The following is a 26,641-nucleotide window of genomic DNA, read 5'->3' on the forward strand; positions in this document are numbered from 1 at the left end:
ACCGACCAAGCGAATGGTGACGACGGTGCCGTCGGACAGCGTCTTGGTCAACTCCCCGCCCGGCAGCGGGACGAAGGTGTCGGCGTTCGCCGCACCGGTGGAGAACAGGCCCATGGCAATGGTGGCAGCGGCGCCGACACCGGCCATCCGCGCCAGGTTCTTACGGTTGATCATGGTTGATATCCCTCGAGGATTGAGTCCGCTTCAGCGGGAGGATGGTTCGTTTGGTTTCGACGGACGTCAGCCGATGCTGAACGGCATCCCGTAGAGGCTGGTCTTCGAGTAGTGATCACCGATGATCTCGACGACCGTGTACGAACGCGCCTGCGCGTAACCCGCGCAACCCTGGATCTGAATCTCGGCATCCTGATACTCCACCGCGTACACACCCGGCTTCAGAATGTCCTTGTAATCGATCTGAACGAACTTGACCTCACCGGGGCCCAGGTTGATACCGATCGAACCACCGGCGCTCGCGCCGCTGAGATTGACACTGCCCGACACACCCGCGGAAATCGCGTCATCGGCGATGCTCACCTGGCAACCGACGATGTAACCGGTGCTCAACTGCGACGCGCCGTGCGTCGAGGAGTTGTTGGTTCCGGGGTTCCCGGAGGGGCCGTTGTTGGGGCCGACAGTGCCTTCGGGCGTCTCGGTGACATCGGCAACCGCGTTGCCCGACACCCAGACCACACGACCTGCGCCGTTGGCGGCCAGCGACGGCGAAATCAAGGCCCGCTCTCCGTTCCGGGTGATCGTCACGCCGGGCCCTACCTTCTGGCCGTCCGGCAACGGCACGAAGGTATCGGCATTGGCGGCACCGGTCGAAAGCAGGCCCATGGCAACAGCCGCGGCAGCGCCGACGCCCGCGACGCGGGCACCGCGGCGCAGACCTTTGGTGCGGTTCTCGCTCATACTTCCCCTCATCAGGTTCAAACAGTCAACCTCGACCATCGAGGCTGGACAGTGGTCCTCTCAGGCCCAGCTCAGTGTGTCGCCCCTTTGTTGCCGATGTGTAACCGGTTGTTATTTCGGCGCAACGGACATAGCTGGCAACGGAACCGAGCCGGGTTCCGCCGAGCGGGCTTCGTGCGTGCCGGTACCCACGAGCTGCGGGTCCCATGGTGGGTGGCTCGATGGGAGATTAAACGTTCTATAACGACGCCCGCAACGAAAAGTTTCGTAAAGTTCAAGGTGAGCCCCGTCACAGTTGCGCACATCCGAATATGGCTTGACGTGCATAAATACTGGATCGCTACAGCCGCGCCGAGCCGGGGCGGCGGGATGACGGCACAACAGGGCCAGGGACGGATACGGGCCGTGCCCGTACTGATCCAGTTCGGATTACTTCCGGCGGAAAGTGATCACTGGCGGGTTACGAAGCCAGGAGTAATGATTACGTAGCTACTACGTAGATAACGGACTCAGCCGTGATGCGGGGGAACCTGAGCGCGCAGCCAGTCGTCAGCGGACCCGGCGTCGTCACGGTCGTCGCGCTCGTCGGCGGTGGTGTCGGGCAGCGCGTCGCCGAAAACCTTCGCCAAGCGCGCGGCATCCCTCGCCCGGCGAGCGGCCGGGCGAGGGTCTTCAGCGGGCGTCGCGATGATTACTCGACCAATCCGGAGAGTTCGCCGATCACTCGGCTGGCGAGCGGGCCGAGCGTCGCCATGCCGTCGCGAATGGCGGAACGGGTGCCGGGCAGGTTGACCACCAACGTGCTGCCGGACACGCCGGCCACACCGCGGGAGAGCCCGGCGTCCAGCGAGCCCGCCACCCGGCCGGAGGAACGAAGGGCCTCGCTGATCCCGGGCAGCTCGCGGTCGAGCACCTGCGAGGTGGCCTCCGGCGTCACGTCGCGCGGGGACATGCCCGTGCCGCCGACGGAGATCACCAGATCGACGCCGCCGATCACCGCCGTATTGAGCGCGTTGCGGATCTCCACCTCGTCGGCCTGCACGGACACCGACGCGTCCACCAGGAAACCCGCTTCGGTGAGCAGCTCGGTGACCAGCGGGCCGAGCGAGTCAACACCTCCATGCGCAGTCCGATCGTCCACGACCACCACCAGGGCACGCCCCGCCACAGGAGCATCGATTTCCATGGTGCTCACCGTAGCGCCTACGTCCAGCAGCTCGGCAGCCGCGCCGAGAACGTCGGCGTCGACATCGATCATCGGACCACGTCCGCCGGGCGCCGCGCGCATCACCGGCCGCCGTCCGCGGGCGCGCCGGAGAGGGTCACCTCGACGGTCTTGGCATTGTTGCCCTGATCATCGGTGTAGGTGACTTTCACCTTGTCTCCCGGCTGGTGCGAGCGGACCGCGGCGACGAGCGCGTTCCCGGAATCGATCGGGCGGTCGTCGAGCTTCGTCACCACCGCCCCCGGCGGGATGCCCGCGCGCGCGGCGGGGCCGTCCGGCGTGACGTCGCGGACCTTGGCGCCCGAGACCTGCTGTGCCGGGTCCTGCTGCCGCGACACCGTGATCCCGACCTGCGCGTAGGTGGCCTTACCGGTCTTGATCAGCTCGTCGGCCACCCGGCGCGCCTGATCGACGGGGATCGCGAAGCCGAGTCCGATCGATCCGGTCTGTCCGCCCGCCATCTCGGTGGGGCCGAGCGTGGCGATGGCGGTGTTGATGCCGATCAGCTTGCCGCTGCCGTCCACCAGCGCCCCACCGGAGTTGCCCGGGTTGATCGCGGCATCGGTCTGGATCGCGTCGATCACCGGGCTGACCGCGGCGGCCTCGCTCCCGTCGCCGGTGGTGACGACGGGCCGGTTCAGCGCCGAAACGATGCCCGTGGTGACCGTGCCCGCCAGGCCCAGTGGCGAGCCGATCGCGACGACCGGCTGCCCGACCTGCAGATCGCCCGAGCTGCCCAGCTCGATGGGAGTGAGGCCGGACTTGCCGGAAACCTTGATGACGGCCAGGTCGGAGACCGGATCGGCGCCGACCAGCGTGGCGGGCGCGCTGCTGCCGTCGGAGAACACGACCTCCATCCTGGCGCTCGGCCCGCCGCCCGCGGCCACGTGGTTGTTGGTCAGGATCAGGCCGTCGGAGGACAGGACCACCCCGGAGCCCTCGCCCTCGGCCTTGCTGCTGGCCACCTTGATCATCACGACGCTGGGCAGCACCTTCTGCGCGACCGCCTGGGTGGAACCGGCCGGAGCGTTCACCGCGTTGCTCACGTTCGGCTTCGGAGCGTCCAGCGCGTTGGTCACCGGGGTGCGGCCGTCGTCGCCGTGCGTGACCAGCGCACCGACCGCACCGCCGACGCCGCCGCTGACCAGCGCGAGCGCGACCGCGCCGACGGCGAGGCCCGCGCGGAACGGACGCCGGGCCGGTGCGGGCGCGCCGTAGCCGGGGCCGTGCGCCTGCGTGGCGTCGTTCGGCGGACCGAAGGACGCGGGATACCCGGGGAACGGCGCGGCCGGATGGTGCTGCGGCGGGAACTGCGCGGTGTGGTGCTGCGCTTCCTGCGGACCGTAACCGGGGGCATGCGCCTGCCCCGGCCCGAACGCGCCCGTGCCCGGCGCGTCCGGCTCCCGGCGATCCTTCGAATCCTCGGTCATGGACTCCTCGTTTCTGCTCACGTCTCGTCCAGGTTGGCCGCGGGGACTGAGAGCGGACTGAGACCGTGCTTTCAGTTTTCCGAGAGCTGCCAAGGAACCGGGGCACGAAAAGAACCACCGGCAACTTGATGTCTCAAATCCTGCCGCAAACCAATCGGAGCATTGTCCGAAATACCCCACCGACGGCGAATATTCCGCACGAAACTCGAGATTGTGCCGGAAATGGAGTTCCGCCGCCCGCTATTGCGTCAATCCGGCACGGGCGCGCCCGGCTCGCCGGGCAACACGATGCGAACGACGGCGCCCCCGCGCGGCGAGGTATCGATGGCGATGGTGCCGCCGTGTTTCGTCACCACCTGTTTGACGATCGCCAGGCCGAGACCGGAGCCCGGCATCGACCGCGACGACATGACCCGATAGAAACGTTCGAACACCAGCTCCCGCTCCGCCGCCGGAATTCCTGGGCCGGCGTCGTCGATGGACAGCTCCAGCAACCCGGGGCCGCTCTCGCGCATCAGGATGCGCACCTGCGCGCCCGCCGGACTCCACTTGGCCGCGTTGTCCAGCACGTTCAGCACCGCGCGCTCCAAACCCGCCTCGTGCCCGTAGACGAACCACGGGCGCAGGTCGGCGACGAACTCGATGCCGGTGCGACGGCGGCGGGCCCGCTCCAGCGCGCGTTCGACGACCTCGCCCAGGTCCACGCGTTCGTAGACCGTCTCCGGCGCGTCCTCCCGCGCGAGGTCGACCAGGTCGCCCACCAGCGTGGACAACTCCTCGATCTGCGCCATCACGTCGGCGCGCAGTCCGGCCATGTCCTCGTCCGGGATGCGCGGAGCGCCGGGACGGCTCGACGCGATGAGCAGCTCCATGTTGGTCCGCAACGACGTCAGCGGTGTGCGCAGCTCGTGCCCGGCATCGGCGACGAGCCTGCGCTGCCGGTCGCGCGACTCCGCGAGCGCGCGCAGCATGGTGTTGAAACTCTCTGTGAGCCTTGCCAGTTCGTCGTCTCCGGTGACCGGGATCGGGGTCAGGTCGTCGGTGCGGGCGATCCGCTCGGTGGCCGCCGTCAGCCGCGCGATGGGCCGCAGACCGGTGCGCCCGACCGCCGTGCCCGCCGCTGCGGCCAGCACGACCCCGCAGCCGCCGACGACGAACAACAGCCAGGCCAGCCGGTCGAGCACCTCCCTGGTGCGATCCAGCCGCTGCGAGATGACCAGTGTGGCACCGGAATTGGTGTACACGGCCAGCACGCGCTGATCGCCGTCGGTGCGCAGCGACGAACTGCGCTCCCCGCGCGCCACGGACAGCTCCTGCGGACCCACCGGCGGATCGGTGGACTGCGGCGGCAGCCAGCGCCGCAGATCGGGGTAGATCAGCGCGATGCCGGTGTCGTCGTAGAAGGCCGCGGCGACCATCAGGTTGAGGTTGTTGAACCCGTAGGGATTGCTGGCGATCACGGCCGTGGACCGGCTGCGCAACTGGGCGTCCACGTCGGCGTACAACGCGCGCGCCACCAGCGCGTAGGCCGCGATCGATGTGACCGCGACCGCGATGGCCACCACGGAGGCGGCCAGCAGCGTCACCCGCCACCGCAGCGAGACCGAGCGGGTCAGCGGCATCGGCGGCCGCATGTCCACGGGCTCGGGCGGGCGCTGGCCGAGCGCGGCGACGGCGGGGCGTTTGGGGGGTGTTCGTGCCATGACCGCGGACCTACGGCGGCGTTTCACGCAGCACATAGCCGACGCCGCGCACCGTGTGGATCAGCCGCGGCTCGCCCTCGGCCTCGGTTTTGCGGCGCAGATAACCGATGTAGACCTCGAGCGCGTTTCCCGAGGTCGGGAAATCGTAGCCCCAGACCTCCTCGAGAATGCGGCTGCGGGTGAGCACGCGGCGCGGGTTCGCCATCAGCATTTCCAGCAGTGAGAACTCGGTGCGGGTGAGACTGATCGGCCTGGCGCCCCGGGATACCTCGCGGGTCACCGGATCCAGCGACAGGTCGGCGAACTTCATCGCCTCCGAGGCGTCCCCCGGCCCCGCGGCCGTGCGCCGCAGCAGCGCGCGCAGCCTTGCCAGCAGTTCCTCCAGCGCGAATGGCTTCGGCAAATAGTCGTCCGCCCCGGCGTCGAGCCCGGCGACCCGCTCCGATACCGAATCCCGCGCGGTGAGAACGAGAATCGGCAAATCGTCGCCCGTGCTCCGGAGACGGCGGCAGACCTCGAGCCCGTCGAGCCGGGGCATCATCACGTCCAGGACGAGGGCGTCGGGTCGCTGGACGGTTGCCTTCTCCAGCGCGTCCACGCCGTCCACCGCGAGATCGACGGAGTAGCCGTTGAAGGTGAGCGACCGGCGCAGCGATTCCCGGACCGCCCGATCGTCATCGACCACCAGAATGCGCATGCCACCAGTTTGACCGCAGCGACTGAGAGGTAACTGAGAGGGCGCTCCCGACACGCCGTGGTGAGCAGCGGCGACACTCCCCGGCGCGTCGTCCCTGTCAACGGGGCATGACCAGGGCCTTCCATGGCGCCGACGGGAAGTTGACGCGTCCCTTACGCATTCCACCGCGAATCATGTTCTCTATAGCCATATTCGGTAATTTGCGCGCCGACTCCCCCGGATTGCCGATGACCACTCTGCACGGTATGTTCCGTGCGGTAAAAAGAAGACCTCTAGTTGGTTCTTTGCGGGTTGAATCAATACCGAACAGCCACGCGCGCCCGAGGTCACTGGTGAAGCGGAGGCGACGGAAGCGGATGGAAGCTGCACCGCGGTCCTGGCAATTCAGCCTGTCGAACTGGTCGGTCACCCGCAAGGTTGGCGTCGTGCTGGTGCTTCCGGTGCTGTTGGCGACCGTCTTCGCCGTGCTCCGAATCAACAACGAACTGCGCACCATGGCGCAGTTGGACGCGGCGACCGAACAAGCCATCATCATCCGCCCGATCGTCAAGTTCGGCACGGCCACCGAGCAACTGGGCGTCACCGCGACCGCCACCTGGGGCAACACCGCGGACCCGCAGACCGACGCGGCGCTGACGAAGTTCGACCAGGCCCTGGCCGAACTGGAAGCGGCGCTGCAGACCACCAAGGTCAGCGGCCGGGTCACCTCCGAGCTCGCCTCGGCCATCGCCACCGGCACCACGATGCGCAACAGCCTGCGCAACGGCTCGCCCGCCATGGTCGGCGAGCAGTCCGACGAGATCATGGTCCGCATCGGCAACGCGCTCGCGCTGTCGCCCTCGGTGGACGACCTGGTCATCCAGCGGTACTTCCTGCAGCTGGCGTCGGTGCAGACCGCGCGGCGGGTGCTCACCCAGCAGCGCATGCTGATCGGCTCGCCGGACGCGGGCCGCAACCCGAGCGTGCGGCCCCGCGTGCTGGTCGCCGCGGGCGCCGAGATCACCATGATCTACCAGTACGCGCAGATCCTGCCGGACTACGCGGGCAATATGCGTCCGCTGCTGGACGCGGTGCAGACCCGCCTGGGCACCTTCAGCCAGAACGCCGCCGACCCGGCGACCAATCCCGCCGTCATCGACTCGCTGCTGATCAGCTCGGACACCTACGAGAAGACCACCGCGCAGTTGATCGACACCATCGACGGCGCGCTGGCCGACCGCACCACCGAAGCGCAGGCCGGTGCGCTGCGCGAGACGACGATCGTCATCGGCATGCTGCTCGCGGGCCTGGCGCTGGCGCTCTCGGTCGCGCGCACCCTGGTCGTCCCGGTCCGCCGCCTGCGGCGCGACGCGCTGGAAGTGGCGCACATCAAACTGCCCGACGAACTCGCCGTGGTGCGTGCGGGCGGCACCACCCCCGAGATCACCCCGGTCGCGGTGCACACCACCGACGAGATCGGCCAGCTGGCCCGCGCCGTGGACGAGATCCACGAGCAGGCGCTCAACCTCGCCGCCGACCAGGCCCGTCTGCGCCTGCAGATCGGCAACATGTTCGAGACCCTGTCGCGGCGCAGCCAATCGCTGGTCGAGCAGCAGTTGGCGCTGATCGAGGACCTCGAGCACGACGAGGACGACACCGACCGGTTGCAGAGCCTGTTCCGTCTCGACCACCTGGCCACCCGCATGCGCCGCAACGGCGACAACCTGCTGGTGCTGGCCGGCACCGCGCTGCGCCGCGGCCAGCTGCACCCGGTGCCGCTGTCGGACATGCTCTGGAGCGCGGTCTCCCAGGTGGAGGACTACCAGCGCGTCGAGATCGGCGCGGTGCCCGACGGCATCGTCGCGGGCGAGCCCGCCGTCGACATCGAGCACCTGCTCGCCGAGTTGATCGACAACGCGCTGCGTTACTCCCCGCCGACCACGCCGGTCACCGTGATGGTGTCGCGCGCGGTGGACGGCGGCTACCTGATCGAGATCACCGATCGCGGCCTCGGCATGTCCCTGGAAGACCTCCAGACCACCAACGACCGGCTCGCCTCCGGTGGTGAGGTCACGGTCGAGACCGCGCGCCGCATGGGCCTGTTCGTCGTCGGCCGCCTGGCCAAGCGCCACACCATCACGGTCAGCCTGCGCCGCACGTCCACGATGGCGCAGCAGCCCGGCATCACCGCCAGCGTCCACCTGCCCGGCGCGCTGGTGGCGCCGCCGATGGACGCCACCGACCCGGCGGGCAAGCCGCTGGACATCACCGCCGAGCATCCGCTGCCCTCGCTCGCCACCCCGCCCACCGGTGGGCAGCCGCGCAACCTGGTTCCGGTGCCGAGCCTGCCGCAGCGCGACACCGCGCGCTTCGGCGTGACCAGTTCGGGCCTGCCGCAGCGCCGTCCGGCCATCCGGGTCGCCGACACCCCCGACCAGCCCACGGTCTCCACACCGGTCGGCCGCGCGGTCAGCCCGGCGGACCAGCCGGCCACCCAGCCATGGCCGGTGCTGGCTCCGCGCGCCGACGAGCGCACTCCCTCCGGGCCGTTCGCCGCGGTGCCGCCCGGCGCGGGCGAGCAGCCCGTCGAGCGGGAGCAGCAGCCCGCGCGCACCGATCTGTGGACCGAGGTCAAGGACGACGAGCCGACCACCGGGCCGACGCCCGCCGTGCCGGCCCAGCCGCCCGCGCCGCAGACCACCGCTCGATCCGGCCTTCCGATCCGGAAGCCGGCCGCACCCGCCGAGCCACCGCAGCAGCCGGCACCGGAACCCGCGACGGTGACCTCGTCCCGGCTGCAGCCGGTCGCGGGCGCGTCCCCGACCCCCATCTACCAACGCATGGTCTCGGAATGGCTGGTCGAGCCCTCGACCTCGCCATCGCCGGACAGCTCGTGGTCCTCGCCTGGTGACGCGGGATGGCTGGCCGCCGAGGACGCCAGCCATCCGACCACCACCGCGCGCACCGTCGGCGGGCTGCCGATCCGCAGGCCGGGCGCCCAGCTGGTGCCCGGCGGCCTGGCTCCCGCGGAGGACGCGGGCACGCGCGATCCGGAAGAAATCCGCAACAATCTGACCAGGCATCTCAGTGGGGTCCGCAGCGGGCGGGCCAATGCGCAGTACAACGACGGAGGGCTTGCATGACCAACGCGAACAACAGCACCACGGACGAGAATCTGAACTGGCTGGTCGCCCGCTTCACCCGAGATGTACCCGGCGTGTCCCATGCGGTGCTGGTCTCCGCGGACGGCCTGTTGCAGGCCACCAGTCCGCACCTGCCCAGCGATCGCGCCGAGCAGCTCTCCGCCGTCACGGCCGGACTCGCGAGTCTGTCCATGGGCGCGGCGTCGCTGTTCGACGGCGGCAAGGTGATGCAGTCGATCGTGGAGATGCAGCGCGGCTACCTGCTGGTGATGAGCGTCGGCAACGGCTCGCATCTGGCCGTGCTGGCGAACAAGTCCCACGACATCGGCCGTATCGGATACGAGATGGCCCTGCTGGTCGATCGGGTGGGCTCGGTGGTCACCGCGACCGCGCGTACCGCTGTCTGAGCGTGAGATGTCCAACCCATACGGCCCCGGACCACGCCCGACCACGCGCGTCCGGCCTTACGCCCTGACCTCGGGGCGCACCGAACCCGCGATCGACCTGCCGTTGGAGGCGGTCATCGAAACGTTGTCGTACACTGCACATCTCGACTGGCCGACCGGCGACATCCGCACCGAGATACTGCGACTCGGCACGCATCGGCTGTCGGTCGCGGAGATCGCGGCGCATCTGGACCGGCCGCTGGGCATGGTCCGCGTGGTGATCGGCGACCTGGTCGTCGACGGCACCATGCGCGTGCATTCGACCCTGACCGAAGAGGCGAGCTATGACGAGCGCCGTTCCCTGATGGAGAGGACATTGCGTGGACTCCGCGCCCTATAGGAATTCGGGGCCCAGTGGACATCCCGGGCCAAGTGGAAATCTCGCACCGGGCAACGCCCCCGGCCAGGACGGCTTCGAGAATCGGGTCGCCTCGACGAAGATCGTCGTCGCCGGTGGCTTCGGCGCGGGCAAGACCACGTTCGTCGGCGCGGTCTCGGAGATCGTTCCGCTGCGCACCGAGGCGATGGTGACCCGCTACTCCGACGGCATCGACGATCTCGCCGAGACGCCGGAGAAGGAGACCACCACGGTCGCCATGGATTTCGGCCGGATCATCCTGCCCGGCAACCTGGTGCTCTATCTGTTCGGCACACCGGGCCAGCGGCGGTTCTGGTTCATGTGGGACGACCTGATCCGTGGCGCGATCGGCGCCGTGGTGCTGATCGACACCCGGCGGCTGGAAGACAGCTTCGCCGCGGTCGACTTCTTCGAGGCGCGCAAGCTGCCGTTCCTGATCGCGGTCAACCGGTTCCCGGACGCGCCGCGCTTCCCGATCGCGGAACTGCGCGAGGCGCTGTCGGTGCGCGAGGGCGTGCCGATCGTCGACATCGACGCGCGCAACGCGATCGAGGTGCGCCAGGCGCTCGCCGCGGTGACCGAGTACGCGATCGCTCAGCTGAAGGCCAGCGAACTGGAAGGAACCGCCCGCCATGCGTGAGGTCGCGGTGCTGGCCGCGGAGAGTGCCGCCGCGACGTCCGTCGACCAGTTCGCGCTCGGCTATTGGCTGATCGCGCTGTCGCTGGGCATCTCGGTCCTCGGCGCGGTGGTCGGCCTCGCGTGCATCGTGCACGGCGCGCGCTCGGTTCAGTTCCGGCTGGTGTGGCTGGTCTCGGCGGCGATATCGCTGGGCGGCGTCGGTGTGTGGCTGGCCACCTCGGTAGCCATGCTCGGCCTGAAAGTTCCCGGCAGCGCGATGCGTTACGACCCGGGCAGGCTGGTCGCCGCCCTGGTGGTCGCCATCGTGGCGGTCTTCGCGGCGCTGCTGATCGTCGGACGCACGCCCCGGCTCGCACTGCTGCTGCCCGGCGGACTGGTGCTCGGCCTCGGCATCGGACTCACGCACTACCTCGGCATCGGCTCGCTGGAGATCCAGGGCTCGGTCGGCGTGACGGCCTGGCTGGCCTCCGTCTCCGCCGTGATCGGCGTGATCACCGCGACGGCGGTGCTGTGGCTGTTCCAGACCATGCGCTTCCCGCTGGCTCGCGCCGCGACGGTGCTGCTGTTCGGTGTCGGCGTGGCCGCCACGTACTACACGGCGGTGGCCGCCCTGCATTTCGACGTCAACCGGTCGGCGAAGGTGCCCGGCGGCGTGGAGCTGTTCGACTTCGTGTTCCCGATGTTCGTCATCGGCTTGCTCGCGCTGACCGTGCCGATCTCCGCGGTGCTGATCGCCCCGGATCGCCGCGAACTGGCCGCGCCGCCGAAGCCGCGCAGGCCGAAGCTGGAGCCAGCCCGCTGACCCGCGACTGATCGACGGTTTCCCGCTGGCCGATCCCCGTGGGCGAGCGGGATTCGGCGATGCCACGGTCGCACCCGCCCGGCCCACTTACAGTGGAGGCCATGCGTTTCGGTATCGATTACGCCGCGGGACGCCCGGGGGGCGCGGCGATTCGGGCGGCGGGGTACGACTTCGTTGTACGGTATCTGTCCGACGGCGGCCCGAGTCTGCCCGGCAAGCTGCTCACCCCGGCCGAGGCGAACGATCTGCGTGCGCACGGAATCTCGATCGTCTCGAACTGGGAGACCACGGCCGCGCGAATGCTGGACGGTTACGGCGCCGGCATCGTCGACGCGCGTGCGGCTCTCGCGCAAGTGCTGCGCTGCGGCGGCCGGGTGGACCGTCCGATCTATTTCTCCGCGGATTTCGACGCGACGCAACAGGACCAGTTGCGCATCAACGCTTATCTGGACGGCGCGGCGACCGTGCTCGGCCGCGCGAACGTCGGCATCTACGGCGGGTACTGGGCGGTCAGCCGCGCGCTGGACGCCGGGTACGCGACCTGGGCCTGGCAGACCGACGCATGGTCCGGCACGAACGTGGAGACCAGGCGTGCCATTCATCAGACGCGGCGCCAAGTGACGGTCGGCGGCGTGCGCTGTGACGTGAACGAGGCCGAGACGATCGATTTCGGCCAGTGGGATTTCGTGGAACAGGAGGAGCCGGACGTGACGCCGGAACAAGAGGCAGTGCTGCGCGACATCCAGATCCAGCTGCGCGGACCCGACTTGTCCGGCTGGCCGCAACTGGGCGCGGACGCGGACGGCCGGAATCGTACGCTGGTGGACGGATTGGCCGCGGCGCTGGCGCGCATCGCGACATTGGAGCACGAAGCCGCTGAATTGCGAACGCAAGTAGGCGAATTGCGTACCGAGATCAGCGAACTGGAAGCGACGACGGCCGAGCTGACCGAGCAGGTGGAGCGCTGGAACGGACGCCACTGGCCGTGGCCGCTGTCGCTGATCGAGGGCCCGGCGGCGCTGGTCGGTGAACAGCTGGCTCGCCTGGAGGCGTTGCTGCCGGACTTCCCCGGCCTGCCCGGCCACGACGGCACCCGGCGCGCGGCGGACGACGACGCCGGACCGGCGGCGTTGACCTCGAAAAACCGAGCCCACGCCGGCGCGATCGACGAACGCGCGCCGTTCGGTGAACGCGAGTGACCGGGAGAGTGAAACCGGCTGACTGCCCCCAAAATTGGCGATGAGCGGGTTCTCTTGGGAACCAAGAGAACCCGCCCTCGACGACGAGGGTACCGGTATCGGGCTGCGAGCGCACCATTTTCGGCGAACTTTTCTGTGACCGAAAACCAACCGACGGTCCGGGATCCCGCCGGTGGCTATTCGGTCGCAATCGCCCCTGGCGCAATAGTGCGACGTGATGCCGGACACATTGATAGCTATGGATTAGCTACACACTTCCTGATGGCCCGGAAATTTTTTTCCAGAAGGCGCCGAAGTGGCCGTTTCCGGACGGTCGACCAGCACCTCACGGGTTCCGGGCGTCAGTGGCATCGGTCGAGCAATCACCGGTCGCGGCGTCGGCGCCGGGCCGGGAGGCCGGCTCGCGGGCGTACCGCTCAGAGTTTCTCGACGTCGATCAAGCCGCGCCGCACGGCAGCGACCAACCTGCGCGGCACCCGGTGCACAACGCCGCCGATGGTGACCGGCACCAGATCCACCGGCGCGGCCTTCCAATTCGACCGGCGGCTGCGCGTGTTCGACCGCGACATCTTCCGCTTCGGCACCGCCATCTCAGGCCTCCTTCCGCACGCGCTTGCCGTACTTGCGTTCGAACTTCTCCACCCGTCCCTGAGCATCCAGCACGCGGTGCGCGCCGGTCCAGAACGGGTGCGAGTCGGCGGTGACGTCCACCGTCAGCAGCGGGTAGGTGTTGCCGTCGGTCCACTCCACGGTGCGCGCGCTGGTCGCCGTGGACCGGGTGAGAAACCGCTTGCCGGTGCCCGCGTCCTCGAAGACCACCGGGTGGTAGTCCGGATGGATACCTTTCTTCATTTCGCCTCTCCTTTCGGGGTTTTCAGGTCCTGCGCGGGCTGCCCGGACTCCTCGTCGCTCGCGCACGGGTCGGCGTGCCACTCGCCGAACGGGTCCTCCCATCGGGCGACGCGCTCGGGTGCGCGCTCGACCAGGCGCAGTTCGTCGTCCTCCACCAGCGCCCAGTGCAGCGCTTCGCGGATCTGCGCCGGATCGGCGTCGTGCACCAGGATCGACAGCGAGACGTCGCGGTCGCCGAAGCGCTCGTCCCAGCGCAGCGCGGCCATCGCCCGGCGCTCCGGGTCCGCCTCGGCCAGTTCCGCTTCCGGCATCGCGGCCAGCCAGCGCCCGGCACCGCCTACGCGCAGGCCACCGCCGGCGGATTCCAGCCACACCACCTCGTCGGGCTGGGTGGCCAGCCACAACCGTCCGCGGGCGGTCACCACGCCGTCGAACAACACGTCGAGCGCCTCGTGCAGCCGGGCGGGGTGAAACGGCCGGGCCGCCGCGAATTCCACGAGTTCCACGCCATAGTCACTGGTCAGCGGCGGTCGGCCGCGTAGAAGCGGTGCGTGCGCGTCGAAGACCCGGCCGCGGCGCGAATCGGCGGGCACGCGCGCGAGCAGGGACTCGACCAGGGCTGGTGTGACGGAGTTCGGCTCGTCCACCCAGGCGACCGGCGCGCCGGGAACCAGCCTGGCCAGGATCGCGGCGAGCTTGCCCCGCTCGACCGCGGCGTCGGCGAACGGGGCCGCGGCCGCGGCACCGAGGACGATGACGGCATCGGCGAAATCGACCTGCCCGACGGCGACCTGAGCCACCGTGCGGTCGTCCTCCGCGGCGGCGAGGCCGCGTTCGGCGAGCGTCTCGTCCCCGGTCGCGTCGGCGAGCCAGACCGCCGCGTCCAGACAGGTCAGCACGGCATCCACGCGCACGTCGCGCCCGGCGGGGCCGTCGACGCGACCGTGCACCCCGGTGACCACTACGTGCTCGATGGCTTGGCACACCGCTTCGGCCTCGAAGGCCGGGTCCAGCGCGAGCACGATGCGATCCACGGATTCGCGCCGGGCCAGGGTGCACAGCAGCGGCAGCAGATCCATGCGCAAGGTGCAGGAGACACAGCCGTGCGCGAGTTCGAGCACGGCCGAAGTCTCGCGCGTCGCGGTGCGCACCGTGCGATGCACGATGCCCTCCCGCAGCTGGGTCAGATCATGGCGGACCACGACGGTGCCCGCGGCCATGCCCAGCATCGCGGCCGCGCGATCCACGCCCGCCGCGGCGAGTCCGGCGAAACCGGCGAGCACCACCACGGGCGTTCTGCGGTCGGAGCCGGGTGGGACCAGGGTGGAATCTGCCGCCGCCACCGGAAACCCCTTTCAGTAACGATTTTCATTTGCTGTACGGCAACGGTACATTGTCGAGCAGTTGTTGTCGAAAATGATTGTCATCTACTGGAGGGAGTCCGGATGTCGGCCCACTGCCAGGTCACCGGGCGCAAGCCCGGATTCGGCAAGTCCGTGTCGCACTCGCACAAGCGGACCAGCCGCCGCTGGAACCCGAACGTCCAGCGCAAGACCTACTACCTGCCCAGCGAAGGCCGGCGCATCACGCTGACCGTCTCCGCCAAAGGCATCAAGACCATCGACCGGGACGGCATCGAGGCCGTGGTGGCGCGCCTGCGCGCCCGCGGCGACAAGATCTGAGGAGCGACCCATGGCGTCGAAATCGACCGACATCCGCCCGATCGTCAAGCTGAAGTCCACAGCCGGTACCGGGTACACCTACGTGACCCGCAAGAACCGCCGCAACGACCCCGACCGCCTCGTGCTGCGCAAGTACGACCCGGTGGTCCGCAAGCACGTCGACTTCCGCGAGGAGCGCTGAGATGGCCAAGAAGTCGAAGATCGAGCGCGATCAGCAGCGCAGGGCGATCGTGGCGCGCTACGCGGCGCGCCGCGCCGAACTGAAGGAGATCATCCGCAAGCCGGGCACGCCGGAGGACGAGCGGGCGGCCGCCCAGGCCGAACTGCGGCGGCAGCCCCGCGACGCCAGTCCGGTACGATTGCGCAATCGGGACGCCGCCGACGGACGACCGCGCGGTCATCTCCGGAAGTTCGGACTTTCCCGTGTGCGTGTGCGCGAGATGGCCCACCGGGGCGAGTTGCCCGGTGTGCACAAATCGAGCTGGTAGACAACCACTGATCTCGTGAGAAGGAACTCGTCATATGGCAGTCAAGCGAGCACCGTCGAAGAAGGTTCGCGCAGAGCAGGCCCGCCGTCCGAAGAAGAACCCGCTCATCGCGGCCGGCATCGAGACGGTCGACTACAAAGACGTGAACCTGCTGCGTACGTTCATCTCCGATCGCGGCAAGATCCGCAGCCGTCGGGTCACCGGGCTCACCCCGCAGCAGCAGCGTCAGGTCGCCGTCGCGGTGAAGAACGCCCGTGAGATGGCGCTGCTGCCGTTCACCAGCCGCTAGGCGCGCCCCGCGCACGAGCGAACCGGAAAGACCCCCGATGCGCGAGCACCGGGGGTCTTTGTCGTCGTCGCTACCGAACCGGCCGGGTCACGGGATGGTCAGCACCTGGCCGGGGTTGATCGCGTCCGGGTTCGGGATGCCGCTGGCATCGGCGATCTCCTGGTAGCGGTTGCCGTCGCCGTAGAAGCGCTCGGCGATGGCCCACAGGGTGTCGCCCGGCTCGACGGTGTAGGTGCGCGGCGCGGGCGGCGGAGGCGGGACCTCCTCGGCGGCCGGAGCCGCGGGCTGCTCCTCCTGCACCGGTTCCGGCTCCGGGGCCGGCAGCGGAGTGTCGGTGTTGGTGCCGGAGGCCCACAGCGCGCTGCCGTCGTTGCCGTACAGCACGACGTTGCGGTCCGCCTGCACGACCAGGCGGTCGGCGGCCTGACCGTTGGTCTCGGTCGCCCACGCGGCGCCGTCGCTCTTGTAGAGGACGAAGTTGCCGTCGTCCTGCAGCACGGCCCGCTCCACGCCCTGGTCGTGCGTCTGGGTGGCCCACACCACATTCCCGCCCGGCTCGGACAGCACCAGATTGCCGTCCTCCTGCAGGGTGAGGGTGTAAGCCCCGCCCTGGAGGGACTGACCCCGTCCGAGTTCTTCGCCTACGCGCAGCGTGTCGACCACGTTGGTTCCTTTCCGGAAAAAGCTGGTAGAGCATCCGACATGACGAGCGCCGCAACGGTTTCGGCGCGCGTCCCCGCAGAACTTACTGGGCTCGAACGGTTTTGGGAGCTATTACGCGCACGGTTCGCGGAACGTTCACTGTGGGGTTCGTCCCAGTGCACCATCCACCCGCGGCGAACTCCGTGAACCGCCGCCGAGACTAGGGTGATCGGTATGGATCGGATCCAGGCCGGACGCGCCGCCACAGCTGTCGCCGTAGTGCTCGCCTGTCTCGCCGCCGCGAGCTGCGGCGGCTCGGACGACGGAACGAAGACGCCGAGCACGAGCGCCGCCACGTCCGCGGCGCCCAGCACGCCGACCGAGGACCCACGCGGGAACCAGGGCAACGAATTCACCGCGGACCCGGCCATCGTCGGCGCGCACCCGATCCCCTTCCGATCGTGGACTCGACTGGGAGACAACAAGATAGCCGTGAACTTCGAAACCGGGTCGCCGGAGTGCTACGGCGTGGACGCCACGGTCACCGAGACCGCGTCGACGGTCACGGTGGAACTGCGCTCCGGCAGCCGCGCCGAGGCGGTCGGCCGGATGTGCGCGATGATCGCGGTGTTCGGCACCCTCGAGCTGCCGCTGAAGGAACCGCTCGGCAACCGCACCGTGCTCAGCGCGGTCTAGGACGCCGCGCGCACGGCGGGCCTGCCCATACTCCCCCGTCCGCAACCGGATAGCTGTCGACTTGCGATGGGCGTCGGCACGAAGAACACGGCCTCACCTCGGCACGGTTGCCAGCCGCCCGAAACCTTGCCGGACCGCGCGACACCGTTGGAAAGCGAACGAAGAACGCCGCGCCGAATCCTCGATCCGGCGCGGCGTTCGGCGAACTGCCGTCCTCAGTGGGCGAAGTGGCGAGCCCCGGTGAGATAGAGGGTCACACCCGCCTCGCGGGCGACGTCGATGGTCTCCCGGTCGCGCACCGAGCCGCCGGGCTGCACGATGGCGCGGACACCGGCCTGGATCAGGGTCTGCGGACCGTCCGGGAACGGGAAGTAGGCATCGGAGGCCGCCACCGACCCCTTGGCCCGGTCCCCCGCCCGCTGGACCGCGAGGCCGACCGCGTCCACGCGATTGACCTGGCCCATGCCGACGCCGACCGAAGCGCCGTCGTGCGCGAGCAGGATGGCGTTGGACTTCACCGCCCGGCAAGCGCGCCAGGCGAACGCCAGGTCGGCGAGCGTCTCCGCGTCGGCGGCCTCGCCCGCGGCCAGCGTCCAGTGGGCCGGGTCGTCGCCCGGCGCGTCCAGCACGTCGCGCTGTTGCAGCAGGACGCCGCCGCTGATCGGGCGCAGTTCCGCGCCAGCGCGCGCCGGCGGCTCGGCGACGAGGATGCGCACGTTCTTCTTGCGCTGCAACACCTCCACCGCGCCGTCGGCGTAGGACGGCGCGACGATCACCTCGGTGAAGATCTCGGCGACCTGCTCGGCCAGCTCCACGGTGACCTCGCGGTTCGCCGCGATCACCCCGCCGTACGCGCTCACCGGATCGCAGGCGTGCGCCTTGCGGTGCGCCTCGGCGATGTCGGCGCCCAGCGCGATGCCGCACGGGTTGGCGTGCTTGATGATCGCCACGGCCGGGGCCTCGTGATCGTAGGCGGCGCGCCAGGCCGCGTCGGCGTCGACGTAGTTGTTGTACGACATCTCCTTGCCGTGCAACTGCCGCGCCTGCGCCAGCCCGAGCTTGCCGTCGCCGTTGACGTACAGGGCGGCGGACTGATGCGGGTTCTCGCCGTAGCGCAACACCGCCGAGCGCTCCCAAGTGCCGCCGAGCCACTCGGGGAACCGGGTCGCCGCGTCCTCGGCCGTGTCGCCCGCGCTCAGCACGTCGGTCATCCAGCTCGCGACCGCCACGTCATAACTCGCGGTGTGCTGGAAAGCCTTGGCCGCCAGTGCCGTTCGCTCGGCCAAGGTGAAGCCGCCGGACTTCACCGCGGCGAGCACGTCGTCGTAGTCGCCGCTGTCCACGACCACCGCCACCGACGGGTGGTTCTTCGCCGCGGCGCGCACCATGGACGGCCCGCCGATATCGATCTGCTCCACGCACTCGTCGGGGGTCGCCCCGCTCGCCACGGTCTGGGTGAACGGGTACAGGTTCACCACCACCAGCTGGAACGCCTCGACGCCGAGCTCGACCAGCTGGTCGACGTGCTCCTGCTTGCGCGAGTCGGCCAGGATGCCCGCGTGCACCCGCGGGTGCAGCGTCTTGACCCGGCCGTCGAGGGTCTCCGGGAACCCGGTCAGGTCCTCGACCTTGGTCACCGGGATGCCCGCGTCCGCGATCCTGCCCGCGGTGGACCCGGTCGAGACCAGCTCGATGCCCGCCGCGTGCAGACCGGTCGCGAGCTCCACGAGACCCGTCTTGTCGTAGACGCTCACCAGCGCCCTGCTGATCGGCTTGCGTTCACTCACCGGAGAACTCGCTCATCTGGGATAACTGCCTTTCGTCCGTCGGAGACAATGCCTCGCGTCGCGACGGCGGCGACGACCTCCGCCAGCAACCGTCGCTCGACAATCTTGATGCGCTCGTGCAGGGTGGCCTCGTCGTCACCCGGCAGCACCGGCACCGCCTCCTGCGCCAGGATCGGCCCGGTGTCCACGCCCTCGTCGACCAGGTGCACGGTGCAGCCGGTGACCCGCGCTCCGTAGGCGAGCGCGTCGCGCACGCCGTGCGCGCCGGGGAACGCGGGCAGCAGGGCGGGGTGGGTGTTGATGATCCGGCCGCCGAACCGGTCCAGGAACGCGGGGCCGAGCAACTTCATGAAGCCCGCCGACACCACCAGATCCGGCTGGTGCGCGGCGACCGCGTCGGTGAGTTCGGCGTCCCACGCGGCGCGGTCGGGAAAGTCTTTCAGCGCCACCCGGAAATGCGGTACGCCCGCGGCGTCTGCGTGGGCGGTCGCCGCGCAGAGCCGGTCGACGCCGACCGCGACGACCTGCGCCGGATAGCCGGGCTCGGCCGTGGCCTCCAGCAGGGCGTGCAGCAGCGAACCGGTGCCCGACGCCAGGACGACAACGGTGGCCGGCGTCGTCACGGGCTTCCACGAGGCAGGCTGGGACGTCAGCGCTCTACTCCCCTGATCGGTCGGATGGCGGACGGATGCGGCACCGCCGGGTTAGAGCCTAACGACCGTCCACCCGGTCACTGTCCGGCAGGTCCGCCTCGACCACCTCGGCGTCGACGATGTCGCCCGCGCCGTGCTCGTGGCGGCGGACGCCGGTCTCGATCGCGGGCGGCTCGTCGACGAGCTCGGCGTCCAGCGGGCCTTCCAGCTCGGGCCGGTCGTAGTCGTCGTAGTAGTCGTCGTCCTCGTAATAGTCGCCGTCGTCCGCCGCGTAGTAGTCGTCGTAATCGTCCTCGTCGCGGTAGTCGTCGTAGGGATCGGTGTAGTCGGCCGGTGGAACGCCGACCGGCACCAGGAACCAGCGGGCGAACACCAGGCCCGCGTAGCCGGGAATCGCGAGCCAGGCGAACGTGACCAGCGCGAAGATCGGCAGTCGCAGGCCGACCCTGCCCACCTCGCCGAGTTCGCCGCCAGCGACCGCGCCCGCCACGGTCAGCGCGAGCGCGGCGAGCGCGGCGGAGACGAGCGTGGCCCACGGTGCGCCGATCCGGTCGGTGGAGGTGCGCGCGATGTCCAGCCCGCCGAGCACGCCGACCGCAGCGGGGATCAGCAGCAACACCGGCCACCATCCCGCAGCCGGACCGGTCGGCACCGCGGCGAGCAACGGAAAGGCCGGGATCGGGCCGCCCACGACGGCGAACACCCCGAAGGAGGCGACGCCGATCTGCGCGCTGGAACCGACCAGCACACCGACAGTGTGGATCACCAGGTTCGGCAGATAGGCCACCGAGAGCAGCGTCAGGCCGAGGACGCCCCCGGCATTGCCCGCCGATTGATACATATCGCCGAGCCGCGACACGTGCGCGAGGAAGGACACCACCACCACCGCGGTCGCGCAACCCAGCAGGCGCAGCACGGACCGGCCCGCGCCGTAGAGGCCGGAGACCGCCCAATCGGGCAAGCGCAGCACCACGAACAGCTCGCGCCGCAGCCGGACGGCGATGCCGATCGCGGCGGCCAGCAGATACAACGCGGCCACCCACGCGAACGCGGCGAGGGTGTTGGGCGGTTGCAGCGCGAAGACGCCGGAAGCATCCTCGGTGACCGCGAGGCAGACGGACGTGACCAGCAGCGGACCGCCCACCGCGGCCCCGACGATCCACCCGAGATCCGCGCGGGTGCATTCGGGTTCCACGGCGCGCGCGCATTCCCGCGCGGCCAGCCACACCAGCAATCCGGTGGGCAACAGCGGGAGCAATCCGAGCGAGGTCTTGCCGATCACCAGCGAAACCTGGTGCACGCCCAGCCAGGAGGCGGCGATCGCGCCGGACGCGCCGTCCAGATCGCTGCCCGCCGCCAGCAGCGTGGCGAGCACGAGGACGACCAGGGTGGTCAGCCCGAACGCGGACGGGCGGCCCGCGACGGCGATGAGGACTCTGGAGCGCTCCGGGGTGAGGGACAGAAACCCGGCTTCGTCCGCGTCGGGGTGCGGCTGCGACGAGCGCGGCCCGCCGATCCGGCGGGCCGAGGAGTTTCTGGAGGAGCTCATGACATTTCAGCGTGGCATCCTCCCCGGCGCGAACGGGTCAGGCGCGCCGCTGGCACGCGATCGCCGCACCGGGGAGGAGTCCGCCGAGTTCGCTACTTGTTCTTGTCGTCCGAGGGGCGGAACGCCTGAGTGGCGTCCGAGGACGGGTCGCCGCTCTGCTCGCCGCCGAACGGACCGCTCTGCTGGCTCTGCTGGCCCTGCTGGGCCTGCTGGCCCTGCTGCTGGCCGTAGCTGGGCGAACCGTAGGGCGACTGCTGGCCGGACTGCTGCTGGCCCCCGAAGTGCTGGGTCACGCTCTCGTCCGGACGCGGCTGCGCGCCATAGGGCGAACCCGGCTGCTGCTGCGCGCCGTAGGCCGTGGTCGGCTGGCTCTGCCCGTAGGGCGACTGCGGCTGTCCGTACGCCTGGCCCGGCTGGCTTTGTCCGTAGCCCGGCTGGCTCTGCCCGTAAGGCGACGGCTGCCCTTGCTGGGAGGGGAATTGCGGCGGCGCGGACTGCGTGCCGTACCCGCCCTGCCCGTAGGAACTCGCGCCGTAGCCGGGCTGCTGGCCCGGCTGCCCGTAGGACGGCTGCCCTTGCCCGAACGACGCCTGCTGGCCGTAGCCGCCCTGGCCGAACCCGCCCGGCGCGGCGGCCGGACGCGGTGCGGGCGCCTTGATGATGCCCACCTCGAACAGCGTCGCGGCGATCGCCACCGCCGCCTGCACGAACGACAGCACCAGCAGGACGTACGCACCCGCCTTCAGCTCGCTGCCCGCACCGAAGTTGAACGACTGGAACAGCAGCGCGACGAAGCCAGCGGTCGAAACCGCCGCGGCCGCGCCGGTCCAGTTCTGCTTGGGCAGCAGCGACAGCGCGGCGAGCAGGCCGCCGAGCAGCAGCAGGCCCAGTAGCGGCGAGCCGGACGCCACCTCGAAGGCGTTGCGCGTCTCCGCACCGCTGACCCTGGTGCCGCCGAAATCGATCGGCTTGCTGCCGAGGAATGGCAGGAAGCCGAGCAGGAAGTTGATCACGCCGAGCGCCGCTACGCCGACCACCAGGAAGAACGGCAGACCTTTGGCATCGGAACCGGTAGCGCTCGAACCTGAAGTGGCACCACCCGCGGCCGGGCTCTGGCTGGATGGCGCTGAGGGCGAGGGTGTGGTGTACCCGGAGCCCCCGGTCGGGTAGGACATGTCGTCGTCTCCTAAATCGAGTCGTACATGGTCTTCACGGCTGGATTACTTCTGACGCTACTGCACTCCCTCGCTCGGGTCATCCCGCCGCGACGGCCGGAAGAGACGGGTTCGCCCGCGTTCCGGCAGGTCGCGGCCGGTGTCCGGCGCGGAGTTCCTAGCGAGACCACCTACCGCTCATTGAAACTGTTGCCCGCGATGGCGCTTTTCACACCACACGGATTCTCAACGGCGGGGAATTCCGGGTGACGATCCGATGAACCATCCGCCCGGCTGCGTCGTGATGGCTGACGAGGAGAACCACGAGTGGCCGGTCAGGACGCTCGGCTTCTGCCCAAGCCTGAGCCCACCGCCACACATGACGAAGGCCGCCCCCCGAACTCGGAGGCGGCCTTCGTGCACGGTGGGAGATCAGGCGCTGATGCTGGCCTTCTCCAGGATCTCGCGGGCCAGCGCGGCGGTCTCGGACGGCGTCTTGCCGACCTTCACGCCCGCGGCCTCCAGCGCGTCCTTCTTCGCCTGGGCGGTGCCCGACGAGCCGGACACGATGGCGCCCGCGTGGCCCATCGTCTTGCCCTCGGGGGCGGTGAAGCCCGCCACGTAGCCGACGACCGGCTTGGTGACGTTGGCCTTGATGTAGGCCGCGGCGCGCTCCTCGGCGTCGCCGCCGATCTCGCCGATCATCACGATCAGCTGGGTCTCCGGGTCCTTCTCGAACGCCTCGATGGCGTCGATGTGGGTGGTGCCGATGACCGGGTCGCCGCCGATGCCGATGGAGGTCGAGAAGCCGAAGTCGCGCAGCTCGTACATCATCTGGTAGGTCAGCGTGCCCGACTTGGAGACCAGGCCGATCGGGCCCTTGCCGGTGATGTTGGCGGGGGTGATGCCGACCAGCGACTCGCCGGGGGTGATGATGCCGGGGCAGTTCGGGCCGATGATCCGGGTCTTGTTGCCCTTCTCCACGTTGTAGGCCCACGCGTAGGCGGTGTCCTGCACCGGGATGCCCTCGGTGATGACCACCAGCAGCGGGATCTCCGCGTCGATGGCCTCGATGATGGCGTCCTTGGCGAACTTCGGCGGCACGAACGCGATGGACACGTCTGCGCCGGTCTCCTTGATGGCCTCGGCGACGGTGCCGAAGACCGGCAGCTCGACCGCGTTGCCGTCCTTGTCGGTGTGCGCGACGGTGGTGCCCGCCTTGCGCGCGTTCACACCGCCCACGATCTGGGTGCCCGCCTTCAGCATCAGCGCGGTGTGCTTGGTGCCCTCGCCGCCGGTGATGCCCTGGACGATGACCTTGGAGTCCTTGTTCAGGAAGATAGACATTCTTTTCGTCCTTACTCGGCCGTCGTTATCGGGCGGCTGCCAGTTCGGCGGCCTTGTCGGCGCCTTCGTCCATTGTCTGCGCCAGCGTCACCAGCGGGTGGTTGGCGTCGGCCAGGATCTTGCGACCCTCCTCGACGCGGTTGCCGTCCAGGCGGACGACCAGCGGCTTGTTGGCCTCGTCGCCCAGGATCTCCAGCGCCTTCACGATGCCGTTGGCGACCGCGTCACACGCGGTGATGCCGCCGAACACGTTGACGAACACGCTCTTGACCTGGTTGTCGTTCAGGATGACGTCCAGACCCGCCGCCATCACCTCGGCCGAGGCGCCGCCGCCGATGTCCAGGAAGTTGGCCGGCTTCACGCCGCCGTGGCCCTCGCCCGCGTAGGCGACGACGTCCAGGGTGGACATGACCAGGCCCGCGCCGTTGCCGATGATGCCGACCTCGCCGTCGAGCTTGACGTAGTTGAGGTCGTTCTCCTTGGCCTTCAGCTCGAGCGGGTCGGTCGCGTCCTTGTCGGCGAACGCCTCGTGCTCCGGGTGGCGGAATCCGGCGTTCTCGTCCAGGGTGACCTTGCCGTCCAGCGCGAGGATCTCGTCCTGCGGAGTGCGCACCAGCGGGTTGACCTCGACCAGGGTGGCGTCCTCGGCGACGAAGACCTCCCACAGCTTCTGGATGGTCACGGCCGCGGCGTCCAGCACGTCGGCGGGCAGGTGGCCCTGCTCGGCGATCGAACGCGCGAACGCCAGGTCGACGCCCTTGACCGCGTCGACGGGAACCTTCGCAAGCCGCTCCGGCTTGGTGGCGGCGACCTCTTCGATCTCCATGCCGCCCTCGACCGAGCACATGGCCAGGTAGGTCCGGTTGGCCCGGTCCAGCAGGAAGGAGATGTAGTACTCCTCCGCGATGTCCTTGGCCTCGGCCACCAGGATCTTCTTGGTGATGTGGCCCTTGATGTCCAGGCCGATGATGTTCTGCGCGTGCGTGAGCGCGTCGTCCGGGGTCGCGGCGTACTTGACGCCACCGGCCTTGCCGCGGCCACCGGCCTTCACCTGGGCCTTGATCATCACCGGCTTGCCGATTTCCGCCGCGATGGCGCGGGCGTCCTCGGCCGTGTCCGTGACGCGGCCCTCGGACGAAGGCACTCCGTGCTTAACGAAGAGCTCCTTCGCCTGATATTCGAAGAGATCCATGTACTCACCGTCTCGTCTGCGTTGTGATGACAACGTCTTTGTTGGCGGCCCGACGTCGGAAGCGGGTCGGGTCGGACTCTAACCAGTCACATGGAGGGCCAATCGGCCACGTTCATCCTAAGTGGCGCAGGTCACGGAGCAACGTCCGGAGCGGCAAAACCGCTGGCCAACGCTACTGGCGAGTAGGTTGCTGGCGGCGCGCCAGGTAGAGCGGGCGCCCGAGGGCGACGGCGCCGTCTACTACAAATCGTCGTTGATCGACCTCTCCGGGATGCCCATACCGCAGTGAGATATTCCGAGGAAGAAGAGTGATGAATCTCACATGTTTGTTACGAACCCTGCGCATCGCTTGTCGCGGCTCAATCGTTTCGTTACCGTCATTGCGGTCGATGTCACAACACGGTCACGACTAGGAGGACGGCAAGTTTGACGCAGCACAGCGCTCCGCAGACGGAGAGCCGCTCCGCATTCGACCGATCGACGCCGCTGGTCAGGCGGCATTCGAGTTCCACCAGCTTCACGATGTGGCACCGCCGATGAACCACAGCTCCACTTTCGCTCTCACCGATCGCTCGCGGACGGGACATCGTTACCGCCCCGATGACGAGCCGTTCGCCCCGGCGAGCTACGCCTCCTACGAGGCTCCGCAGGGCGAGTACGACTTCCAGCCCGCCGATGCCGGATACGGCTTCGAGGCCGAGCAGCCCGTCCACGACGGTGGCTACGACCAATCGGCCTACGCGAACGCGGCCGCGGACAACTCCTGGGCCACGAACAACGCGTGGGCGCAACAGAATTGGACGCAGCAAGAGGCCTGGTCCGATGGCGCCGCCTGGAACTCCGGCGAGGCGTGGGCCGAAGAGGAGACCTGGGCGCCCGACGAGCGGTCCTGGGTGTCCGACACCGGCTGCTGGGCTCCCGAGGAGTCCTGGGCGACCGAGACCACCGAGCCCGAGCCCGAAGAGCCGAGCGCACCCGCTCTCCCGACCGTCATCCCGGCGCGCCGCGCGGCGAACAAGCGCGGTGGCGCGCATCGGGTGGCAGCGCCGCCCGCCGCGCTGAAGGGGCGCGCCGCGGTGGCGGCCGTCGCCGCCGGCGCCGTGGTAGCGGCCGGGCAGGCCGCGTTCGCCTCGCCCGAGCAGCCGTCGCAAGCGGTCGACTACGAAGCCGCGGGGCAGATCCACGAGATCGCCGCCCAGTCGATGAACGTGGCCGATCCGACGGCCTCGCCGGACTCCCCCCAGGTGCTGAGCGTTTCCGCGCCGGCCAACCTCGATCAGTTCAACGACATTCTGCAGAAGGGCCAGAAGTACGCCGAAGACCTCGCCGCCCAGGAGGCGTCGAAGCTGCGGCCGCTCTTCAGCAGGTTCGCCGCAGGCACTTTCACGTCCGGCTTCGGCGCCCGCTGGGGCGTGCAGCACCTCGGCATCGATATCGCGGGCCCGATCGGCACCCCGATCTACGCCGTCGCCGACGGCACCGTGATCGAGGCCGGTCCCGCGTCGGGCTTCGGCATGTGGGTCCGCCTGCTGCACGACGACGGCACCATCACCATCTACGGCCACATCGACACCGCCACGGTGTCGGCGGGCCAGCGGGTGCTCGCCGGTGACCAGATCGCCACCATCGGCAACCGCGGGTTCTCCACCGGCCCGCACTGCCACTTCGAGGTCTGGCTGAACGGCACCGACAAGGTCGATCCGCTGCCCTGGCTCGCCACCCGCGGCATCAGCCTGGGCCCGCAGCGCGACTGAAACGGCAGCCGTCCGCACA

At 69.4% G+C, this 26,641-nt stretch carries 28 protein-coding genes and 1 pseudogene; 12 read left to right on the forward strand and 17 right to left on the reverse strand.

Translation table 11 applies throughout. From position 1 onward, the window contains the following. From ACWDMM_RS07050 to ACWDMM_RS07075, 6 genes and pseudogenes are all read right to left on the reverse strand, one after another. Positions 1-174 (reverse strand): annotated as a pseudogene (locus ACWDMM_RS07050) (MspA family porin); the annotation flags it as partial. 66 nt (positions 175-240) lie between these two features. After that, positions 241-915 (reverse strand): MspA family porin, encoded by a 675-nt coding sequence (locus ACWDMM_RS07055; RefSeq protein ID WP_195078383.1) that lies wholly within the window; start codon positions 913-915, stop codon positions 241-243. A 691-nt stretch (positions 916-1,606) separates the two neighbouring features. Beyond that, positions 1,607-2,101 (reverse strand): MogA/MoaB family molybdenum cofactor biosynthesis protein, encoded by a 495-nt coding sequence (locus ACWDMM_RS07060; RefSeq protein WP_195044576.1) that lies wholly within the window; start codon positions 2,099-2,101, stop codon positions 1,607-1,609. A 101-nt stretch (positions 2,102-2,202) separates the two neighbouring features. Then, positions 2,203-3,570: a S1C family serine protease gene (locus ACWDMM_RS07065; protein WP_195078382.1), complete on the reverse strand. Its 1,368-nt coding sequence runs from the start codon at positions 3,568-3,570 to the stop codon at positions 2,203-2,205. 248 nt (positions 3,571-3,818) lie between these two features. Next, a complete protein-coding gene (locus ACWDMM_RS07070) occupies positions 3,819-5,273 on the reverse strand; it encodes an ATP-binding protein (RefSeq protein WP_195078381.1) in 1,455 nt (484 codons plus the stop codon). A 10-nt stretch (positions 5,274-5,283) separates the two neighbouring features. Beyond that, a complete protein-coding gene (locus ACWDMM_RS07075) occupies positions 5,284-5,970 on the reverse strand; it encodes a response regulator transcription factor (RefSeq protein WP_067795419.1) in 687 nt (228 codons plus the stop codon). Positions 5,971-6,326: 356 nt separating this feature from the next. Between ACWDMM_RS07075 and ACWDMM_RS07080 the strand changes: the two genes are divergently transcribed. The 6 genes from ACWDMM_RS07080 (at position 6,327) to ACWDMM_RS07105 (ending at position 12,537) form a co-directional block, all read left to right on the forward strand. Then, positions 6,327-9,092 (forward strand): ATP-binding protein, encoded by a 2,766-nt coding sequence (locus ACWDMM_RS07080; protein WP_195078380.1) that lies wholly within the window; start codon positions 6,327-6,329, stop codon positions 9,090-9,092. Beyond that, the gene (locus ACWDMM_RS07085) at positions 9,089-9,499 is read left to right on the forward strand and encodes a roadblock/LC7 domain-containing protein (protein WP_039801134.1); all 411 of its coding nucleotides are present in this window, start codon (positions 9,089-9,091) and stop codon (positions 9,497-9,499) included. The genes ACWDMM_RS07080 and ACWDMM_RS07085 overlap by 4 nt, the downstream gene beginning before the upstream one ends. A gap of 7 nt (positions 9,500-9,506) precedes the next feature. After that, a complete protein-coding gene (locus ACWDMM_RS07090) occupies positions 9,507-9,878 on the forward strand; it encodes a DUF742 domain-containing protein (RefSeq protein ID WP_040782732.1) in 372 nt (123 codons plus the stop codon). A 100-nt stretch (positions 9,879-9,978) separates the two neighbouring features. Beyond that, a complete protein-coding gene (locus tag ACWDMM_RS07095; RefSeq protein ID WP_039801302.1) occupies positions 9,979-10,536 on the forward strand; it encodes a GTP-binding protein in 558 nt (185 codons plus the stop codon). Beyond that, entirely contained in the window at positions 10,529-11,338 is an 810-nt protein-coding gene (locus tag ACWDMM_RS07100; RefSeq protein ID WP_195078379.1) for an MHYT domain-containing protein, read from the forward strand. The genes ACWDMM_RS07095 and ACWDMM_RS07100 overlap by 8 nt, the downstream gene beginning before the upstream one ends. A 101-nt stretch (positions 11,339-11,439) precedes the next feature. Then, positions 11,440-12,537: a glycoside hydrolase domain-containing protein gene (locus tag ACWDMM_RS07105; RefSeq protein ID WP_449936424.1), complete on the forward strand. Its 1,098-nt coding sequence runs from the start codon at positions 11,440-11,442 to the stop codon at positions 12,535-12,537. A gap of 416 nt (positions 12,538-12,953) precedes the next feature. Here ACWDMM_RS07105 and rpmF read toward each other — a convergent pair whose 3' ends face one another. From rpmF to mrf, 3 genes are read right to left on the reverse strand one after another with little or no spacing between them, the layout of a single operon-like run. Next, positions 12,954-13,127, reverse strand: coding sequence for a 50S ribosomal protein L32 (gene rpmF / locus ACWDMM_RS07110; protein ID WP_067795428.1), 174 nt, complete (start codon positions 13,125-13,127; stop codon positions 12,954-12,956). 1 nt (position 13,128) lies between these two features. After that, the gene (locus ACWDMM_RS07115; protein ID WP_195078377.1) at positions 13,129-13,389 is read right to left on the reverse strand and encodes a type B 50S ribosomal protein L31; all 261 of its coding nucleotides are present in this window, start codon (positions 13,387-13,389) and stop codon (positions 13,129-13,131) included. Continuing rightward, a complete protein-coding gene (mrf, locus tag ACWDMM_RS07120; protein ID WP_449936427.1) occupies positions 13,386-14,732 on the reverse strand; it encodes a ribosome hibernation factor-recruiting GTPase MRF in 1,347 nt (448 codons plus the stop codon). The genes ACWDMM_RS07115 and mrf overlap by 4 nt, the downstream gene beginning before the upstream one ends. 102 nt (positions 14,733-14,834) lie before the next feature. Between mrf and rpmB the strand changes: the two genes are divergently transcribed. The 4 genes from rpmB to rpsR are packed head-to-tail and all read left to right on the forward strand — an operon-like array spanning position 14,835 to position 15,848. After that, positions 14,835-15,071 (forward strand): 50S ribosomal protein L28, encoded by a 237-nt coding sequence (gene rpmB / locus ACWDMM_RS07125; RefSeq protein ID WP_063052922.1) that lies wholly within the window; start codon positions 14,835-14,837, stop codon positions 15,069-15,071. A 10-nt stretch (positions 15,072-15,081) separates the two neighbouring features. Beyond that, positions 15,082-15,252 (forward strand): 50S ribosomal protein L33, encoded by a 171-nt coding sequence (gene rpmG / locus ACWDMM_RS07130; RefSeq protein ID WP_019049259.1) that lies wholly within the window; start codon positions 15,082-15,084, stop codon positions 15,250-15,252. A gap of 1 nt (position 15,253) precedes the next feature. Continuing rightward, positions 15,254-15,559 carry a 30S ribosomal protein S14 gene (rpsN, locus tag ACWDMM_RS07135; protein ID WP_195078376.1) on the forward strand — a complete coding sequence of 102 codons (306 nt, stop codon included), beginning with the start codon at positions 15,254-15,256 and terminating at the stop codon, positions 15,557-15,559. Between the two features lie 34 nt (positions 15,560-15,593). Further along, positions 15,594-15,848, forward strand: coding sequence for a 30S ribosomal protein S18 (gene rpsR / locus ACWDMM_RS07140; protein ID WP_011211513.1), 255 nt, complete (start codon positions 15,594-15,596; stop codon positions 15,846-15,848). An 87-nt stretch (positions 15,849-15,935) separates the two neighbouring features. Here rpsR and ACWDMM_RS07145 read toward each other — a convergent pair whose 3' ends face one another. Next, a complete protein-coding gene (locus ACWDMM_RS07145; RefSeq protein ID WP_449936429.1) occupies positions 15,936-16,511 on the reverse strand; it encodes a LysM peptidoglycan-binding domain-containing protein in 576 nt (191 codons plus the stop codon). 213 nt (positions 16,512-16,724) lie between these two features. On the opposite strand from ACWDMM_RS07145, the gene ACWDMM_RS07150 reads away from it, so the two are divergent. Continuing rightward, on the forward strand, positions 16,725-17,186 hold the full coding sequence (locus ACWDMM_RS07150; RefSeq protein WP_449936431.1) for a hypothetical protein: 462 nt from the start codon (positions 16,725-16,727) through the stop codon (positions 17,184-17,186). A gap of 215 nt (positions 17,187-17,401) precedes the next feature. Here ACWDMM_RS07150 and purH read toward each other — a convergent pair whose 3' ends face one another. From purH to ACWDMM_RS07185, 7 genes are all read right to left on the reverse strand, one after another. Further along, positions 17,402-18,973, reverse strand: a complete 1,572-nt coding sequence (gene purH / locus ACWDMM_RS07155) for a bifunctional phosphoribosylaminoimidazolecarboxamide formyltransferase/IMP cyclohydrolase (protein ID WP_195078373.1) — start codon at positions 18,971-18,973, stop codon at positions 17,402-17,404. Continuing rightward, positions 18,970-19,626, reverse strand: coding sequence for a phosphoribosylglycinamide formyltransferase (gene purN, locus ACWDMM_RS07160; RefSeq protein ID WP_195078435.1), 657 nt, complete (start codon positions 19,624-19,626; stop codon positions 18,970-18,972). The genes purH and purN overlap by 4 nt, the downstream gene beginning before the upstream one ends. A gap of 58 nt (positions 19,627-19,684) precedes the next feature. Continuing rightward, entirely contained in the window at positions 19,685-21,175 is a 1,491-nt protein-coding gene (locus ACWDMM_RS07165) for a cell division protein PerM (protein WP_195078372.1), read from the reverse strand. 92 nt (positions 21,176-21,267) lie between these two features. Continuing rightward, complete coding sequence (locus tag ACWDMM_RS07170) at positions 21,268-22,350, reverse strand: DUF5336 domain-containing protein (RefSeq protein WP_195078371.1); 1,083 nt, start codon at positions 22,348-22,350, stop codon at positions 21,268-21,270. Between the two features lie 411 nt (positions 22,351-22,761). Next, on the reverse strand, positions 22,762-23,676 hold the full coding sequence (sucD, locus tag ACWDMM_RS07175; RefSeq protein ID WP_195078370.1) for a succinate--CoA ligase subunit alpha: 915 nt from the start codon (positions 23,674-23,676) through the stop codon (positions 22,762-22,764). A 25-nt stretch (positions 23,677-23,701) separates the two neighbouring features. Further along, on the reverse strand, positions 23,702-24,868 hold the full coding sequence (gene sucC, locus ACWDMM_RS07180; protein ID WP_195078369.1) for an ADP-forming succinate--CoA ligase subunit beta: 1,167 nt from the start codon (positions 24,866-24,868) through the stop codon (positions 23,702-23,704). Positions 24,869-25,260: 392 nt separating this feature from the next. Beyond that, positions 25,261-25,389 (reverse strand): hypothetical protein, encoded by a 129-nt coding sequence (locus tag ACWDMM_RS07185; RefSeq protein WP_323124150.1) that lies wholly within the window; start codon positions 25,387-25,389, stop codon positions 25,261-25,263. A gap of 15 nt (positions 25,390-25,404) precedes the next feature. Here ACWDMM_RS07185 and ACWDMM_RS07190 point away from each other — a divergent pair, with 15 nt between their 5' ends. Beyond that, a complete protein-coding gene (locus ACWDMM_RS07190) occupies positions 25,405-26,622 on the forward strand; it encodes a M23 family metallopeptidase (RefSeq protein WP_195078368.1) in 1,218 nt (405 codons plus the stop codon). Positions 26,623-26,641 lie beyond the last annotated feature (19 nt).

Source organism: Nocardia sp. NPDC003726, assembly GCF_053586955.1.